This window comes from Virgibacillus sp. Bac330 (assembly GCF_003667845.1).
Lineage (GTDB): Bacteria > Bacillota > Bacilli > Bacillales > Amphibacillaceae > Virgibacillus > Virgibacillus chiguensis.
Genome location: NZ_CP033048.1, coordinates 1,254,232 through 1,271,379, shown reverse-complemented (window position 1 = coordinate 1,271,379; position 17,148 = coordinate 1,254,232). Strand labels below are relative to the sequence as shown.

Here is a 17,148-nt window from a genome sequence, read left to right as displayed (position 1 = left end):
AAAAGAAAAACCTTGAAAGGATTGGCCAATCAAGGTTCTATGTTAAATACGTTATTATTTTCAGCTATCTCTTTTCCACACAAATTGTCCGTTGGTTAAATAAACAGCACTTGGTGGGTCATCGTAGAGAGAGATTTCAACCAAGGAACTTTTCTCTTGTCTTAACCAATTATATACACTACCTTCATTAGTAGAAGGGTGTGATAAAATACGATTAACTTGAAATGCAACCGCATGATACTCTGTATGTAAGCGTAAAATAAAATACACATAACAATCACAGGGCATCTATGTGATAATCTTCTTAGAAAATAAATTAGGAGGTTATGCGATGACCCTAAAAGACAAGCGAATAGAATGGAAAGCGCGGTATGATGCCTGGAAAAAAAGCGGACAAAGTATATCTGAATGGTGCCGAGGGAAAGAAATTAAAACGCATCAGATGTATTATTGGGTGCAACAATTTCGTGAGCACGGCAAAACTTCCATCAAGAAAAGCGCATCCAGGGAAACACAATGGCTAACCGTTCAAATGGGTGATTCTCCACTTGTACCACCTCACGAGAAAGAACCAATCTTTATTCACGTTGGTTCCACCTCCATTGAAGTGCGATCAGGAACGGATATGAACTTACTCTCGGATATTATTCATGTTTTAGGGAAGTAATCACGTTCATGAATATGCCATTTGAAAAAGTGTATTTAGCTTGCGGTAGCACAGATATGCGTAAATCGATTGATGGACTTGCTGCCATTGTGATAGAATGCTTCGATTTAGACCCTTTTTCTCCTTGCCTGTTTGTATTTTGTAACCGAAAGCGTGATAAGTTAAAAATACTGCAATGGGAAGTCAACGGATTTTGGCTGTATTATCGTCGGCTTGAAAAAGGAACATTTCAATGGCCATCCGATAAAGACACAACGCCTATATCTATTAGCCCACGTCAATTTCGCTGGTTGTTGGATGGTATGTCGATGAACCAGCACCAAGCACACAGAGAAGTACTAGCGCGCACGATTCTATAAAAAATTGAAATATAGAAATACGGGAATTCGACTAGGCAAGTCGGGTTCTTTTTCGTATACTAATTTTATGGATAAAACAGCGCAAACAAACAAGAAAACAATGGAATATTATCAAGAGCTCAACGAAAAGCTAGAGTTGGAAAAAGAAGAGTTAGAAGCAAAATTAAAATGGTATGAAGAACAATTTAGATTGCTTCAACAACAAAAATTCGGCTCTTCTAGCGAGAAGACCAATTCTGACCAACTGTCTCTTTTTAACGAGGTAGAGGACACTTCGGATTCCAACCATGAAGAGCCTACGGTGGAGGCGATTACATATAAACGCAAGAAGCAAAAAGGGCAACGCAAGGAGCAATTAGACAACCTGCCTACGGAAACGGTAGAATACCGTTTACCTGCTGAGGAACAGGTGTGTTCGTGTTGCGCTGGTGAACTGCATGAAATGAGCACGCAAGTGCGTAAAGAATTAAAGGTTATTCCTGCGCAGGTGAAAGTGGTGGAACATGTCCAGTACGTCTATAGCTGTCGCCATTGTGAACAACATGAGATACAAACGCCTATTCAAACAGCTAAAATGCCGGCGCCTGTGTTTCCGGGGAGTTTAGCCTCTCCTTCCGCCATGGCCTATACGATGTCGCAAAAATACGTGGAAGGAATGCCGTTGTATCGCCAAGAGAAGCAATTCGAACGATTTGGCGTCTTTATTCCACGTCAAACACTAGCTAATTGGGTCATATATGGTGCGACCACTTGGCTTACTCTCATTTACAAAGAGATGCATACCGCCCTATTAGAATTGGATACCATACATGCAGATGAAACAGTTGTACAAGTTTTATCTGAACCAGGTAGAAAAGCTACTTCCAATTCGTATATGTGGCTGTATCGCTCTGGCCATACGGATGTGCCAATCATTTTGTATGAGTACCAGCAAACAAGAGCATCCAAACATCCACGACGATTCCTACAGGGATATCAGGGCTACTTAACAGTAGACGGTTACCCTGGTTATAATGGAATAAAGAATGTCGTACTGATTGGTTGCTGGGCGCATGCACGTCGTAAATTCACAGAAGCATTACAATCGCTTCCCGAATCTTCGACCACTACAGCGGTAAAAGCGAAAGAAGGCTTAGACTTTTGTAATCAATTATTCGATATCGAACGCGACCTAAAGAGCGTTAGCCCAAAGGAACGTTATGAACAACGTTTGGAGCGCAGTCAGCCCGTGCTGGATGCTTTTTCAGCATGGCTAAAACAGCAAACACCGCGTGTTCTTCCGAAGAGTAAACTAGGCAAAGCTGTTACCTATTGCCGTAAACAATGGGATCGCTTAGAAGGATTTTTAAAGGATGGAAGATTGGAGATAGACAACAACTGCGCAGAGCGGTCGATCAAGCCTTTTGTGATCGGAAGAAAAGCTTGGCTGTTTAGTAATACCGCCAAAGGAGCTACATCCAGTGCCATTGTTTATAGCATAGTGGAAACAGCCAAGGAAAACGGATTAAATCCATTCCATTATCTTAGCTACTTATTTGAACGACTTCCCAATATAGATACAACAGATAGGGAACAACTAGCCCAACTCTTACCGTGGTCAACCACGCTGCCTCAAGAGTGTCGCGTTCCTACGAAATCTAAGTAAATCTTAACATAGGCCCACATCTACATAATAGGTGTGGGCTGTTTTACGCTTACCTCTGTATAATTCTCATCATCATCTTCTAGACCATTATCTGTCTCGAAAAGTGTATCTGGTTCACCAATAATTTTCAATCCGTTCTCCCATTCTATTATTAGTTCACCACTATTATTTTTTAATGCATCTATTAAAGGATCATATCCCATAAATATCCTCCTTTTTTACTTTCTAAGTGGTTCTGATGGTACAATATGAGCGCCACCAAGCTATCATAGCTTCTATACTCTTCTGGATGTTTTTTACTTGTGTATGTACTTGTTCTAGGCGTGATATCGTTTTGTCAATATAGCTATGGAGGTCGCTCACATAAAGCTTTTAATGAACATCCCCTCCCATCTTAGTTAAAACTTAATTCCCCCTTTAGTTGCATTATACTAAATGCACAAAATTTATTGAATTGTTTATGTATAATTATTGACATAAATTACATATTAAGTTATTTTTGTTATGGGAGGAGATTTTTATGAGAAAAGTGAATTTTAGGTATTTTCTTTTGCTTATTTGTACTGTTTTGTTAATCTCTAGTATTTCCTTATCTTTTGGAACTTCAGCGCAAGCTGCAGAAAACGTTACTGCACAACCAGTTTTAGAGGAGGAACTGCTATCACAAAACAGTGACTTTGTTAATTTTTTGGATGGGGTTGAACAACTTCCTTCTGTTATAATTGAACAAGGTCCAGAAAAGACTGCAAATTGGCTTTCTGAAAAGACGGGGGTTGAAGTCACTACTGATGGCCAAAACTTATATATACCATCTTTGGCTAATGTAAATCTAGAGGATAATCAACCTCTTGTCGAGTCTCGAATAACGACTTTTAGTACTTGGGGTTGCATAACTGCTATAGGATTGATGATAGGATCGGTCGGTTTTCCTTTTTCAAAAATCTTAAAGCTGAAAAGCTCTATTAAACTTTTGGGTGGCGTTAAAAAAACCGTTCAATCAATTCATAAAAATTATAAAAAGTTACGTAAAAACAGATGGAGAAAGAAAGATGCGTGGAAAGAAGCGGTGAGGCAAACTTCCAGTGATCTTCCAACAGAAGTTAGAGACGCTTTTCTTGATTTTTTTAACATAAGCAATGTTATTAATCAATGTACTTAATGTACAAGAAACAGGTGATATCCATTAAAAGGTCTAAAACACTACCATTTAAATTGGCGGTTGTTATTTTGGTTGTTTTCCAGTTATATACAATCTTTGAAAACTGGAATGGTGATCTTAAAACAAACATAATTTCTGCATTAATTCTTATAGGCTGCATTATTTTAATAACACTAGATATTTTTTTAAACAGATAATTGATTAAAGAGAATTACCCAAAGAAGTCGACTGTTCTGAAAAAAACGGTCGACTTTTTTAAATGAAATTCTTAAACGACCACCTGCTTTAGCAGGTGGTCGTTTGAGACTTTTCCCGCTGGAATAATAGAAGCGCCAGTCCATAATCTTTCACCTGTAGAGGTCTCTGAGTCCAGAACGGTTTTTATATCATCTACAATAACAAAGTCTAACGCTTTCTTGGAAAGTTTTAAGCCCGTTTTTCCAGTCTTATGTCCTGCTAAACCTACGTGTAAACCTGCTTTGGCTATTCCTTGTGTTGTCTTTTCAATCCAATTCTTTTCCGGATCTTTCTCATTCTGGCAATATTATTTTCGTCTAAACCTACTTTTTTAGACAATTCATTCTTATGGCGTGAGGCATTTTCAAATTATTACATCAAAAAAGGAAATAATTTTAATTTTTCGTTTTTAGCATAACACTCTACATGATAAGCCATTCTAGAGTGTTATTTTGGACTACTTCATATCCGACGGTACAAAATCATAATTATTCACTCTCTTTTGCTCAAATCCCATAGTAAGCATTTTTATATTATATGGAGCAACTATTTTTTCTGTATCCTACTTAGATTACAAACGAATGTTCCTATATAAAAAGGGGCTGTCGCAAAATGCATAAAATGCATTTGCTGACAGCTCCTTATTTTTCGTTGAAGTTTTGATTCCATTATTTTATGTTATTTAAAAAACACCCTTTAAAGACTCGACTGATCAAATATTGCGACTAAATTTAAATTAAACTCATTATCTCATCAACTGACTCTTTAAACATATCAGGGTCTTCATTTTTTATTTCAATTAATAAGCCTATAACCACATTTCTGGTTGGTGAATCTAATTGTGAAAGTATTTCCCCGTATGTTAGCCTAACTCTAGAGTGATTAAGAATTCTGTAATGTAAAATTTCTGCCCACTCTTTGCCTCGGTTCATAATTTTAGGAATGCTTTTAGCAATTAAGGTAAGACCTTTTTCCATATTATTTTTATATAAATTTTCTATACTATGGATCAAACCAAACATGATTTCATACTGCTCAGTTTCATCATCAAAAGCTAAACATAACCTTGGAATAACCGATACATCCCCATAATACAATATCTTGGACAAGCACTCTTCAAAAATTTGTATTTCTGTTTCGTTTTCTAAAAGACGATTATCATATAATTTATTTAAATAGAGCTTAATATCCATAGAACCATCCCTTCCATAACTATTTTTTGAATAAGTCTGGATATAATTCTTTATTTTTTCTAATCACACTTTTAAGCCCTTTCCGGATTTCATGTGTATATAATTGATCTTTCAAATATATCCTTCTAGCATCAAATATATCATGGGCAAGAGCATTACGATGGCTTAAATCTAAATATTCATCTAATTTTTCACCACTGAGGCCATAAGTATAAGTCTCTCTATGTCGACCTCCAGAACCTGGATGAGGCTGTTCCATATTCATGCTCACACCATTGTTTCTTTTGACCCCAGCTTGCTTCATTTTTTTTGCTGAAGGCATATGATGAGGGGTAATATTATCAAATGCCGTACCCTGTTTTGCAAGCTGTTTAAACGTACCTGCTTTACCTTCAGAAGCAAGCAGTGTTGTACTGTTACTTTTATTATTCGCGTTGATCTTCTTCCCTTGCAATTTACCCTTATCCGCAAATTTAATAACTCCACCAGCCTTAACTAGCTTTAAGACTTTGCCCGCTGGAATAATAGAAGCGCCAGTCCATAATCTTTCACCTGTAGAGGTCTCTGAGTCCAGAACGGTTTTTATATCATCTACAATAACAAAGTCTAACGCTTTTTTGGAAAGTTTTAAGCCCGTTTTTCCAGTCTTATATCCTGCTAAACCTACGTGTAAACCTGCTTTAGCTATTCCTTGTGTTGTCTTTTGAATCCAATTCTTTTCCGGCTCTTTTGGCTTGTGTCTGTCGGCAGGAATAGCATCCACTAATTCATACTCAGCGTTTCCGAATTCTGATTGATATTTCCTTACGATTCTACCATCTGTCAAAGTATAGTAAGTTCCCTGGTGTACTTTTTTATAGTCGGAGATCTTTACTGAGGAAACTACTTGATGTTCAATGGTAGTAAATTCCCTTGTAGTTAAACTATCTCCTGATGCTGCCACAGCTGCCTGCATTGCTCGGTAGCTATAATCCAATGTTTGTAGCCCGAATTTTTTCTGTAGATAATGCACGAACAAGTTTGCTGGTCGCAAATACTGAGATAATAGATACTTTCCAACCTCACCAAGCACCGTCTCTAGCCCAACGGCATTTCGAACAGCCTTACTCCTAATGCCGCTTATTAGCTCTTTATGAAACCTTTGATCTGCTAATTGCCGTGCTTGGTAACTCCCAATATGTATTTGGCCATTATTTCCTAACTCGCGGATTTGGCTAATGTAGTTTTTCATCATGTGAATATCTTGTTCAATCGGTTCCAGCTTAGCTGTATTATGACGATCCAATTCATACAACTTTTCTAGGGTCTTATGGGTCTTTTTCTTTCCATGTTGTACATTATCCAAGAACTCGCTATCTTCTATCTTAGGTAAGTCCACAATATCACTTACCGATTGGATAATAGCATTCGCTTCATCTGTTAAATCCATCGTAACTTGTTCCATTCGTTCTAATCCCCGTCGTACATCTTGAGAAAGAAAATCTTCTCGAATAACCCCGTCTTTATCTGGCTCCATGTACTGAATCGACTTTTTCATTTTCTGTAAAGTATCGGTGTAATTCGTAATAAACCCCTCTAGAAACAACAAAAACGGCATGTGCACCTCTTGATAAAAGGCACGAATGGAATTAGCCAGTTTCCCTTTAAATTCATCCTCCAAAGCTATCAGAGCTTCTATACTCTTCTGGATGTTTTTCACTTGTGTATGTATTTGTTCTAGGCGTGATATCGTTTTGTCAATATAGCTATGGAGGTCGCTCACATAAAGCTTTTAATGAACATCCCCTCCCATCCCCATTGGTAATAATTTCAATGTAACCCTTTTAGTTGCATTATACTAAATGCACAAGGAATATGAAACGGTTGATCTGCAATTCATTTTCTATGCAACAAACAATATATACTACTGGTTATAAAAGAATAAAACCAACAACTTTTATCACTTTAAATATATACTGTGATATATTTTATTTCTTTTATATATTTCATTATATATTTTAGTATGTTATAATGTATATAAACAATAAATGACATGGGAGGAATTTATATGTTAGCTTTTTCGTTTGATGTGGGGAATGGTTTTGTAAAGGCAAGAAATAATAAAAGGAGTATGATTGCTCCAAGTTCCATTGCTAAAAAAGAAAGCATGGGAAGTTCAAGCATTACAGACATGTCTTCGAGCTTTGACGCCTCATTTGGTTACCGTGAATTTGAATCTAGCTTAGATGACGGAACAACATATATTTGGGGAGAAGAAATTGCTGATGTCGTGGATCCAAGTTCATTACTTCCTACATATACACATAACCACCGTTATACGCAAAAGCGTTTCAAACTTCTGTGCTCTTTCATTCTTGCTGAGCTTGCTAGCGATTATGAAGAAGATGAACTACGTGATGTCATTGTTGTAACGGGGCTTCCGTCACAAGAAGTAGGAACAACAGAGGCCGAAGACTTTAAGCGCTTTTTACAACAAAAACACATTGTGAAAATTAATGGCAAACAGTTATTCATCCATGTTACTGATGTACGTATTATTGAGCAGCCCTTAGGCACTCTACTTCACCAATACATGAATGAATCTGGACAAGTTCATAAGGAATTTTTAAACAACACATTAACCGTCATTGACTTCGGCGCAGGCACAACCATCATGGACACCTTTAAAAATGTAAAGCGCCTAGAAGATAAATCTGAAACATATTATGAGGGTATGAACGATATTCATAAACGAATTGCTAAACGAATCGAGCGTGAACATGGCATTAAAGGTTTAGATGCAAGCTTTGTAGAAGAAGGCTTTCGCAATAACACAATGGTTGCCACCGTATCCGAGCGAAAAAAATACTCTTTTGAAGACATAGCAAAAGACATCATTACAAACTTTATCGAGAAGCTTATCTCTGATATGGACGCTGTACTAACAAATCGAGATAGTATCGATAAATTCATATTAACCGGAGGCGGTGTTCACATCGTATCCACTTATTTTCAAGACACATTTGGTGAGGATTCCGTTCTTATAGTGGAAAACTCTCAAGAAGCAAATCTAAGTGGCTTTTACAAGTTAGCTTCTACCATTAGTCGTAAAGAAAAAGCTAGTTAAAATAGGGGATATCTCTCCCCTATTTTGCTTTAGGATGAACTATAGTATATACTATTAAACGTATTACATATTAAAATGAAAGGGGTAAACGCATGACTACACATCGGAAATTATTCTCCTATGACAGCTTAGAAGATGCTGATATTCATGAATTCTTTCAATCTTTACCCGATCGCCAAGCTTCCAAATATATTCGCATCGCTATTAGGAAACTAATGAAGGAAATGGAGGAAAAAGGGGAAATCAGCCCCATTTCAAAATCCTCTAGCTCTTCTACAGAAAGCAAAGAAGAGAATACAAATAAGCAACACCAGGAATCAAATAATGATACCTTTATAAACAACGACGATATTCTTAATTTAGGAAAATAGGTAAAGGTTATATTGTGCTACTCGTTATAAATAGCAGTAGCGCAATTTACTTTTAAGCTTCCATAGAAAGGGCTGCTTCTTTTTGTTTGTTGTTTTCTTTTGTTTTCTTTTTTTCATAAGGTTGCATCCCAAATTCAGCTAATTCATCAGCTGTTAGCTTTCTCTCATAAGCTACAATACCATGCTTACCTTCACCTTCTTTCCAATCCACAAATCCTTTGGGTTGAGAATTGTCCCCTATCGGCCTTTCTTTCATTTCATACCAGAATAAGTTGTTCTTATGATTGATTGTATCCTTATTTTCTTCAAATTCATGCTGCATAGTTTTTTGCTTATTTAACCCTTCTTCCATTGCTCCAATAAATTCTGTCGCTGTTTCTCTTACTTCTTGTAAAAGTTTTTCCTTGTCGTGTAAATCCTTGCCCTTAGTCCAATTTGCTAAATAACTGAGAGAATAATCACTTGTATCTATACCAAAATAACTTGCTACAGTATAAGCAGTCATTTCTGCTTGGAATTCCTTTTCAGCAGTAGAAAGCTTCTGGTGATTTTTATGCTTTACGTGATGTAATTTTGCATGTGCTAATTCATGTAGCAATGTTTTAACATTCTGCAATTCACTATTCCGAGGATTTAAACCAATGTGACCATTTCTTTTACCAGAATCGTCATAGTAAAAAGCTCCTTTTGCATCACCTAATTCATCAAAAGGTTCTCCTACTGATATATTCATTTCATTGGCCATATTTTTGAGACTTTCCAGGGTAGCTTTATAGTTTTCCACCTGTCCGTCTAACCATTTATTTGGAAAGATATGAGGTAAATCATTTGATGTAGCTTCTGTCTGACTAATATCAAATACATGTCCCACTGAAAAAGAAAGACGGCTTCTTCTCTTCTCCAATTGATTTGCTTTTAATTTTTCTTTTTCCTCATCTGTTGCATCCTCTATACGTTTCCATTTCCCATCCTCTGTTTTAAACTTGGGATCCGTTTTATTTGGCACGAGTATTTGAATTCCTTTTTCCCCTTTCTTTACCGGAAAACCATTATCCTTCCAATACTTAGCACTGGCTACTGCTGTTGCTCCCTGAAATTGGCTGTGAATCAATGCTGTGTTTCTAAAGGAATATTGATGAAAATTTCCTATAAATGATAAATATTCTTTGAGACGTTCAGGAGTTACAAAATAATCTTCAATATCCTGTTCTATTTCATTCGTCAAATGTTCAACTTGTTGCTTTTTATCTATTTTATTATTACGCGTATAATCATTTTCAACTCCAGTTAAAAACTCGCTCTGTTTATAGGGAGCTTCCATCGTTCTATTATTAGCCCTTTGAGTACTTGCTTCTTTTTTGCTGTTTTTTTGCGTTTCCACTAATTCTTGGTGCATTTTTCTTTCTTTTTCTAATTCTGTTTCTATCTGCTGAAGTTTTTCCTGTTGAGCTGGCGTTAAATCCATTTCTTTGATTTCATCCAATACTTCTCTCTTAAGCGCATAAACAACATCATATCCATATTTTTGTTCGAATTCCTTCGCTTTGACTTCGTATTGCTGCTTGTTAAATGGAGTCGCTTCTTTTTGCTGATTTGGTACAGGCTCACTTAACTCTTCCAAAACTTTTTGCATGAACAGCTTTTTAAAAGCTTCTCTGTCTTTATCACTGTCTAAATCATTCTCCACATTTTGCTTGTACAAGCCAGCAAATTCTTCAAGCTCATTGATCACCTGTTTTTCCATTGCTTCTAACTGTTCTTTTGGTAACTTCGATCTAAGTACGGCATCCCAATACTGCCTTTCTATTTTCTCACGCTTTTTTACATAGCCTTTTTGTTCTGGATACCTCTGTTCATTTTGCTTGGCAAATAGAAGCTCGCTATACTTTCTTCTTAAATCTTTTTCTGTGTTCATCTCCTTATTCTCCCTTCCATTTGTTATTAAAGATAAAAATCTCCTTTAAAATTTCATCCCTGCATTTTGTGAAAAAAAAGCTGTGAACAGGAAGTACCTTGCTCACAGCTTTTTAGGGAAATAACCTATATTATTACTGTATCATGTAAATTATTGAGTTTCGTATAGAATTCGTATGCAAAAAGTATATCTATTTTTACTTTTGTTAATTTAACTTTTTAATGTTTTTAGCCAAGAAGTCTCCATCTTCAAGCGTGTGAAGGGTGAAATCCCAGCGGTAAGGTGGAGATGAATGGGCTTTCGATCAAGTACGTCTTTAGACATGCTAATTGACCGAACGCATGTTACCATAAGAGCATGAAGTGTTCTTTGAAAACTGGATATATGAGGTTGCATGGAGAAACTAATAATGCGAAAACCAAGCGAATCCTTCCATGCGTAAAATATCCAAGGTACGAAAGAAACTCCGATTCGTCGGACATCTAGGGCAGGAACTTCCCGAAGTAACGCTCATGGAGACGAAAGGTTGCTTTCGTCGTGGAAATGAGAAACTCCCACTTCAAGCGAAGCTAAGTGGTGAGTAGTTCACATTTAACTGATTCTTCAGCTTTACGAATTGTTTCATCATCAAAATCTTCATGGTTTGAGTTCACAACACAATCTCCTAATAGTATAATTGTGATAATAAAAATTGTTGCAATAAAAAGTTTCATTCGTATCACATCTTTACAAGAAATAAGAATGGGAACAGATCCAGTAAAACCTGATACGGACGGAGATGGCATTCCGACATTATTGATCGAAACCCTAGAGTTAGTGATACAGATAGAGGAATTGAATTGGAGTTAGGCTTGTAAATATGGATACAAGGTGGTGTAACATATGAAAAAAAGTAAAAAATACATTTTAACTGATGAGTATTTACAAGATGTCTTAGTGAGGTTGGCTCATCATTCATCTGCAATAGAGGGGAACACAATTAGTTTAGCTGATACAGTTTCCATTATTCTTCACGATACAATACCAGGAAACACTTCAAAAAGAGAATATTTTGAAATAGAAAACCATCGAGAAGCATTTAGATATGTCATTGATCATGTTGCAAATGGAGTAGAGATGTCTATTACCGTTATTAAGGACATACATGAAAGACTAACGGATCGCTTATTAGTAGATAAAGGACAATTTAAACAATCAGAGAATGCTATTTTGGGGGCTGAATTCCCTGCAGCAAGCCCCCGGGAAACTCCTACATTAATGAAACAATGGGTAGATAACTTGAATTACCAGTTGAAACACGCACAATCACAGAAAGATATAATAAGTGTTGTTGGTGACTTTCACATCCAATTTGAACGCATACATCCTTTTTCTGATGGTAATGGCCGAACAGGTCGAATGTTAATGAATTATTCGCTACTTGAAAAGGGGAGTCCTCCATTAATTATAAGAGCAGAAGACAAGGCGGAATATGTAAATATACTAGCTAATAGTGATATAGCTAAGTTTACTCAGTTTGCTACTCAAAGAATACAAGAAGAGTCTAAACGTTTAGAACGTTTCATGAATATGAATGAAAAGGCAATAAGCGATCCAAAAAGTACAAAGAATCATGATTTAGAATTATAGCGTGTAAAAAAACGTTTTTGATTGCATACAAAACGCATTCTAAATATAATACAACATATAATTACAAACCAACCGTTCAACGGGTGGTTTGACCCAGCCCTATACATAAATGAATAGGCTTTTTCATCTAACATAAGCAAGGGTATCTAGTTTTATCAACATAATGTTTAAAAACTAGCGAAAGACGTGTATCATGTTCACCTACTTTACGTGTTTCAGTAGCAACTAAGAGCTGAACCATAAATTATGTTTAGCTTTCACTAATATATATTTATATATGGAAACGGTTAGTTTAATTTAAAAAATTAACAAGTATAAAGGAAAACAAGATTTATATATGAAACAAGCACCGTAAATCCTTAATACTCTCAAAGACGTCGCAAATTTTCAATCGAAGGAATTATCATTACCGATAAACGCTTGAAAAGATTAATGGAAAAATGTTGTTAATGTAATAAGCGAAACTTCACCAAGCAAAGGAAAATCTATTCGCTTTATACCGTTTTTTCATTCGAAACTCCAGATGCGATGAAATCACTCTGTAATGAACTAAATGAGAGAATGGGCACAGAGGATGTAAAACCACTCGTTTTAATAAGTGTGATTATACTGGACTTTTTTCTATACACCCAAAAATCCTATTATGAATTTAAATAAATTTATAGATATTTCTAAGAATGTTATATACCATTAAAGGAGTAATTATGACTTCATTACAAAAAGTTTTTATTATAGTTATACTTTGTTTCGTAGCAGCCATTATAGCAACTTTTACTATGCCATTCTTGGGGAATGCGCTGCGTATGGTAAATGTACGTCCCATTTTTGATCTAACCATCTTTTTCATGTTAATCGTCTTGCTAAAAATTACAATTGATAAAAATAATTAGTTACTTGCAATAAAAATAAACGTTCTCTAAGATGATAAAATGAATAAAGACTCAAACAACTCGCTGTGAACTTTATAGCCATTCCTCTTGCAATAGCTGTATTTCAAATATGACCAAACAATATTTTGATGGTTTTCATGATCTTGGATTTTACCTATGAGGCCATTAAGAGCTACTTCTGTATTGTGTGTCGTCAGGTGTGAAGTAAAAAAACGTTGTATTCACTAGCTTAAAAATTATAATTTCATTTTCTTGGATGTCACTAATTTGAAAATGCCCCACGCCATTAAAGATACTATAAAACTTTCTAGCAAGGTTCTACCGCTTAATTTAACAGTTAAAAACGCAAATATAATAAAAGTCCCTGCTCCTAAAACCTTTTGTATAGAACCCTCTTTCAATGTTAACGACCTCCTTTTTCCCTAACCCTAATTGTAACAATTGAAATCTTTCTTTTCTTATAAAGATCACCACATGCCTTTAACTCGTCTCGATTATGATTGCAGGAGGTGTTTTTATTATGAGCAAAAGCTTGCTATGTATTGAATGTTTAGAAACACGATTTTCATCCTGAGTTTTTACTCATGTTTATTTTTATTTGTTTTATGAAAATTAGATCGAATCGTTTGATTTGTTTTAAAGGTTGGCAAAAAGAATGCGCAAGCCAGAAAAACACCAAAGAAATTAAAGGTTGATTCCCCAATATAAACCACTCCGTGCAATATATAGATGATTGATAATCCTATTACAAGCGTGATATTATCTCTTATATTTATTGCTTTTATTCTTTTTTCATCGTTATAATAAGATCTAATCTTTTTTGCTGTTAAATATAAATAAATCGCCAAAAATAGAAATACAATTAAAAGAACAATCCACCTGTTTTTTACTCCGAATAAATCAAACGATATAATGCCTCCAATTACTAATACAATTATTAAAACGTTAGAATACCCCATATAGACAATAGATCGAACACTTTTACTAGTTTCACTAGAAGATTTATCATTAACGTAATCATCAATCAAATCATTAAATTCTTCCTTTGTTAAGGAACCCCCTTCTACATCTTTTTGTTGAATATGACTTAACAGCTTTTTCATCCTCACTTCAACATAAATATTTATCATCATAAAAATGATGGCTACACCAAATAGATAAATATATGGGATATGAACTAAGTTACTTAGTGCAAAAAAATTAAAAAATAAAATGAAACACCGTGACAGAAAATCTATAATGGACAATTTCCTAACCGTTCCACTTAGTATCTTCTTTGAATTCTCTATCATTGAAGTTGTAAAGAGAATAGAGATAAAAGGGGTAAAAAACCACAGAGCTGCAATGCTATTTAATCCAAAGAGATATACAAGTAGGATCAGAATAAAATTGTTTATATGAAAAACTGTATTATAAAACATCAAAATATTTAGTTTTCTATTCATTTTTACATATTCCTCTCCAATATCTTACTCAAGGTCCATATTTTACGAAAATGATACCACGTTAATTTGCTTCATACTTTACGTATACCATTTATTGTAATTGATAAAAATTAATTAGTTACTTATAATGAGAACAAACGTTCTAAAAGGTGATAAAATGAATAGAGAACTCAAACAACTCGCTGTGAACTTTATAGCTATGCCTCTTGCAATAGCTGTATTTAAACACGACCAACAATATTTTGATGGTTTTCACGATCCCGACTTTTATCTGGACTTTACGGATGAAGCCATTAGACTCATTGGAATAGATTTAGCTACCACTAAAAGGCAACTGTATAGCCAATACCATTTGGATATTAAAAGGATTGGCAAAACCACATATAAGTGGCAGCATAAAAATAAAACCGGGGTTTGGGAATATACGCCACATCAACTGCGAGAAATGACCGCTAAAATTTGTACCAGATATTTATATAAGGCTGTGGGCTTTGAGCAAAAGAGAGCCACTTATGTTAATTTTATGCCACCGGATGTGGAGTAATAAAATGGTTTATTTAATAGATTTAAAATTATTATTTCAATTTTTCGCCAAAAATCTATGTTTAAGATTTGCAAAAAGAGAAAGACTAAGTTTTTTTTTTATTTTTTCTTGAGCTTTGAATTGTATTCACTCACATATTTTCTTTAAATATTGATTTTACTTTATTCTTAAAATCAATGTCGGTGGCTATACTGAATATGAAATCATTAAAGATATTTTGTATCCAATATGAATCTTCGGCTTTTTCATCACGCATGAATAGTGAAATAACAATAGAGTGCTCTGCGTTTTCTTTATACAGAGAAGAAGTTAACACAAATGGAGTTGCTCCTCCTTTATACCAGAAGTAATCATCTTGATTTCCTTTTATATTTTCCCCAATTAATATTTCACTAAATAATTTTTTCTCTTCATCACTAAGAATCTCTTTTCCAAGTTTATACATAAGGTCTACGTAATCCTTTGTAGTAGAAGATGGAAGCTTCTCAGTTATTAAATACTGAATTTTCCGACTCAACATTCGTGATGTTTTTTCTTTTAAATCTTCACATTCTCCTTGTTCCGTTTTCTTAAATAGTTCTTCTGATAATGATTGGTAGGAAGCGGACTTCATAGTTTGCATCTTTGTAGTTGCTATTTTCTTCTTATTTGATAAATATCCCGGCATTAATACGGAAGGCGTTAGATAAGTGATTTTATCGTGTGTATTAATTTGCAAATCTCTTAAGCTCTCATTAATAACATCTAACCCAATTCTATTCATTAGATAATCTGTACAAGCATTTGAACTAAATTGCATCATTCCTTTAGCTACGTCTAACAATGATACTTCACTAGAATTATCCATTGATTTTTTCCATTCAGGATGTGCCCCACCATCAGTATTTACAACATAAAACTTGTCAATATAGCTGAGACTCACTTTTTCAGATAAAGAAAGTTTACAGGTTGTAACCAATCTGACAAAATTAAAAGCAATTATTATCTTTACTGTACTTGCCAGTGGAAATTTAACATTTTGATTAAATGTTAAAGTGTCATGTCCATCTTCTTTTATAGTGATTGATAAGTTATCTTTATGTTTCTCTAAATATTCTAGCAAATCATATTCATTATTCTTTAAATTTCGTTTATACTGTTTTATACCAACAAGAAAACTTATAAAAACCATAACAATTACTATTAACGATAATATTATAACGACCATAGTTTCTAGTCACCTACCTTTGTGTCTTCTCTCGAACACACATTATTTCACTAGCGTTGCATTAATTAAAACAAAATATTAAAAACACCCTAAATATTCACTAATTTACATTTTTTGGCTCTCTTAAGAAAAAATATTAAAACTGAAATTACGACGTTATTTATGCAACGCTAGTGAAAAAGTATATCTTCTTTTGCTTTTGTCAATTTGACTCTTTTAATAATCACATGTTCTTTCTTTGCATTCCTCTTTTATTTCAGGAAATTCATTCCCTTCGGATATCGAACCAACTCTAAAGTTACTTTGATAATCAATGCCGATAGAGAAAGTCGCTTCTTTATTATTATTAACTATTCCGCTAATTACCATTCCTCCCATAGGAGTACTATAATCACCTTTTTCAAAATCTACTGTACGGATATCTTTATAGTTATTTTTTAAAAACCTTTATCAACAGCAAAGATTTTATAGCAATTTGGGTAGATTTCAATAATTACAGTCTTTTTCTTTACATTGTTCTTTTTCTTCCGGAAAATTCTTGCTTTTTACCACAAGACTTCTAACTTTTAATTTATCAGTAAAGGTTATAGAAAATTCTTCATTACCATTAACTTTACCATCAACTGTTATACTCCCCATAGGCGATTGATATAGCTCACCTAATTCAATATCTTCGATGCCATGATAATTATTGATTAAATAACTCTTAACAATTGACTTTGCTTTTTCTGATGTTTCATCATCATAAGTTTTTTGACTAGAGTTCACATTACAACCTCCT

Annotated in this window: 17 protein-coding genes and 1 pseudogene; 8 read left to right on the top strand and 10 right to left on the bottom strand. The window is 34.6% G+C overall.

Features of this window, described 5'->3' with window-relative positions:
• Window positions 1-60 precede the first annotated feature (60 nt).
• Window positions 61-249, bottom strand: a pseudogene (locus tag D9780_RS21375) (hypothetical protein); the annotation flags it as partial.
• 82 nt (window positions 250-331) lie between these two features.
• Between D9780_RS21375 and D9780_RS05745 the strand changes: the two are divergent.
• From D9780_RS05745 to D9780_RS05735, 3 genes are all read left to right on the top strand, one after another.
• On the top strand, window positions 332-667 hold the full coding sequence (locus D9780_RS05745) for an IS66 family insertion sequence element accessory protein TnpA (protein ID WP_121639576.1): 336 nt from the start codon (window positions 332-334) through the stop codon (window positions 665-667).
• Between the two features lie 8 nt (window positions 668-675).
• Window positions 676-1,026 (top strand): IS66 family insertion sequence element accessory protein TnpB, encoded by a 351-nt coding sequence (gene tnpB, locus D9780_RS05740; protein ID WP_162985804.1) that lies wholly within the window; start codon window positions 676-678, stop codon window positions 1,024-1,026.
• Window positions 1,027-1,093: 67 nt separating this feature from the next.
• Window positions 1,094-2,671, top strand: a complete 1,578-nt coding sequence (locus D9780_RS05735) for an IS66 family transposase (RefSeq protein WP_121639575.1) — start codon at window positions 1,094-1,096, stop codon at window positions 2,669-2,671.
• A gap of 20 nt (window positions 2,672-2,691) precedes the next feature.
• On the opposite strand, the gene D9780_RS05730 is transcribed toward D9780_RS05735, so the two are convergent.
• The gene (locus D9780_RS05730) at window positions 2,692-2,874 is read right to left on the bottom strand and encodes a hypothetical protein (RefSeq protein ID WP_121639574.1); all 183 of its coding nucleotides are present in this window, start codon (window positions 2,872-2,874) and stop codon (window positions 2,692-2,694) included.
• A gap of 317 nt (window positions 2,875-3,191) precedes the next feature.
• On the opposite strand from D9780_RS05730, the gene D9780_RS05725 reads away from it, so the two are divergent.
• On the top strand, window positions 3,192-3,830 hold the full coding sequence (locus tag D9780_RS05725) for a hypothetical protein (protein WP_121639573.1): 639 nt from the start codon (window positions 3,192-3,194) through the stop codon (window positions 3,828-3,830).
• Between the two features lie 968 nt (window positions 3,831-4,798).
• Here D9780_RS05725 and D9780_RS05720 read toward each other — a convergent pair.
• Both D9780_RS05720 and D9780_RS05715 read right to left on the bottom strand, forming a co-directional pair.
• Window positions 4,799-5,260, bottom strand: coding sequence for an Imm30 family immunity protein (locus tag D9780_RS05720; protein ID WP_116279815.1), 462 nt, complete (start codon window positions 5,258-5,260; stop codon window positions 4,799-4,801).
• 19 nt (window positions 5,261-5,279) lie between these two features.
• Window positions 5,280-7,022, bottom strand: a complete 1,743-nt coding sequence (locus D9780_RS05715) for a ribonuclease YeeF family protein (RefSeq protein ID WP_121639572.1) — start codon at window positions 7,020-7,022, stop codon at window positions 5,280-5,282.
• Between the two features lie 285 nt (window positions 7,023-7,307).
• On the opposite strand from D9780_RS05715, the gene D9780_RS05710 reads away from it, so the two are divergent.
• Window positions 7,308-8,366: a ParM/StbA family protein gene (locus D9780_RS05710; protein WP_121639571.1), complete on the top strand. Its 1,059-nt coding sequence runs from the start codon at window positions 7,308-7,310 to the stop codon at window positions 8,364-8,366.
• 92 nt (window positions 8,367-8,458) lie between these two features.
• Window positions 8,459-8,737: a hypothetical protein gene (locus tag D9780_RS05705; protein WP_121639570.1), complete on the top strand. Its 279-nt coding sequence runs from the start codon at window positions 8,459-8,461 to the stop codon at window positions 8,735-8,737.
• A 52-nt stretch (window positions 8,738-8,789) separates the two neighbouring features.
• On the opposite strand, the gene D9780_RS05700 is transcribed toward D9780_RS05705, so the two are convergent.
• The gene (locus D9780_RS05700; RefSeq protein ID WP_240458786.1) at window positions 8,790-10,652 is read right to left on the bottom strand and encodes an ImmA/IrrE family metallo-endopeptidase; all 1,863 of its coding nucleotides are present in this window, start codon (window positions 10,650-10,652) and stop codon (window positions 8,790-8,792) included.
• 882 nt (window positions 10,653-11,534) lie between these two features.
• On the opposite strand from D9780_RS05700, the gene D9780_RS05695 reads away from it, so the two are divergent.
• Window positions 11,535-12,281: a Fic family protein gene (locus tag D9780_RS05695; RefSeq protein WP_116279803.1), complete on the top strand. Its 747-nt coding sequence runs from the start codon at window positions 11,535-11,537 to the stop codon at window positions 12,279-12,281.
• A gap of 1,126 nt (window positions 12,282-13,407) precedes the next feature.
• Here the strand turns inward: D9780_RS05695 and D9780_RS21035 are convergent.
• Both D9780_RS21035 and D9780_RS21030 read right to left on the bottom strand, forming a co-directional pair.
• Entirely contained in the window at window positions 13,408-13,572 is a 165-nt protein-coding gene (locus D9780_RS21035; protein ID WP_162985803.1) for a hypothetical protein, read from the bottom strand.
• 177 nt (window positions 13,573-13,749) lie between these two features.
• Complete coding sequence (locus D9780_RS21030) at window positions 13,750-14,304, bottom strand: hypothetical protein (protein WP_162985802.1); 555 nt, start codon at window positions 14,302-14,304, stop codon at window positions 13,750-13,752.
• Window positions 14,305-14,773: 469 nt separating this feature from the next.
• On the opposite strand from D9780_RS21030, the gene D9780_RS05680 reads away from it, so the two are divergent.
• Complete coding sequence (locus D9780_RS05680) at window positions 14,774-15,160, top strand: YhjD family protein (protein WP_121639567.1); 387 nt, start codon at window positions 14,774-14,776, stop codon at window positions 15,158-15,160.
• A gap of 130 nt (window positions 15,161-15,290) precedes the next feature.
• Here the strand turns inward: D9780_RS05680 and D9780_RS05675 are convergent, their stop codons facing one another.
• From D9780_RS05675 to D9780_RS05665, 3 genes are all read right to left on the bottom strand, one after another.
• Complete coding sequence (locus tag D9780_RS05675; protein WP_121639566.1) at window positions 15,291-16,367, bottom strand: serine hydrolase; 1,077 nt, start codon at window positions 16,365-16,367, stop codon at window positions 15,291-15,293.
• 216 nt (window positions 16,368-16,583) lie between these two features.
• The gene (locus tag D9780_RS05670) at window positions 16,584-16,787 is read right to left on the bottom strand and encodes a DUF1433 domain-containing protein (protein ID WP_121639565.1); all 204 of its coding nucleotides are present in this window, start codon (window positions 16,785-16,787) and stop codon (window positions 16,584-16,586) included.
• A 66-nt stretch (window positions 16,788-16,853) separates the two neighbouring features.
• Window positions 16,854-17,135, bottom strand: coding sequence for a hypothetical protein (locus D9780_RS05665; protein ID WP_121639564.1), 282 nt, complete (start codon window positions 17,133-17,135; stop codon window positions 16,854-16,856).
• Between the last annotated feature and the right edge of the window lie 13 nt (window positions 17,136-17,148).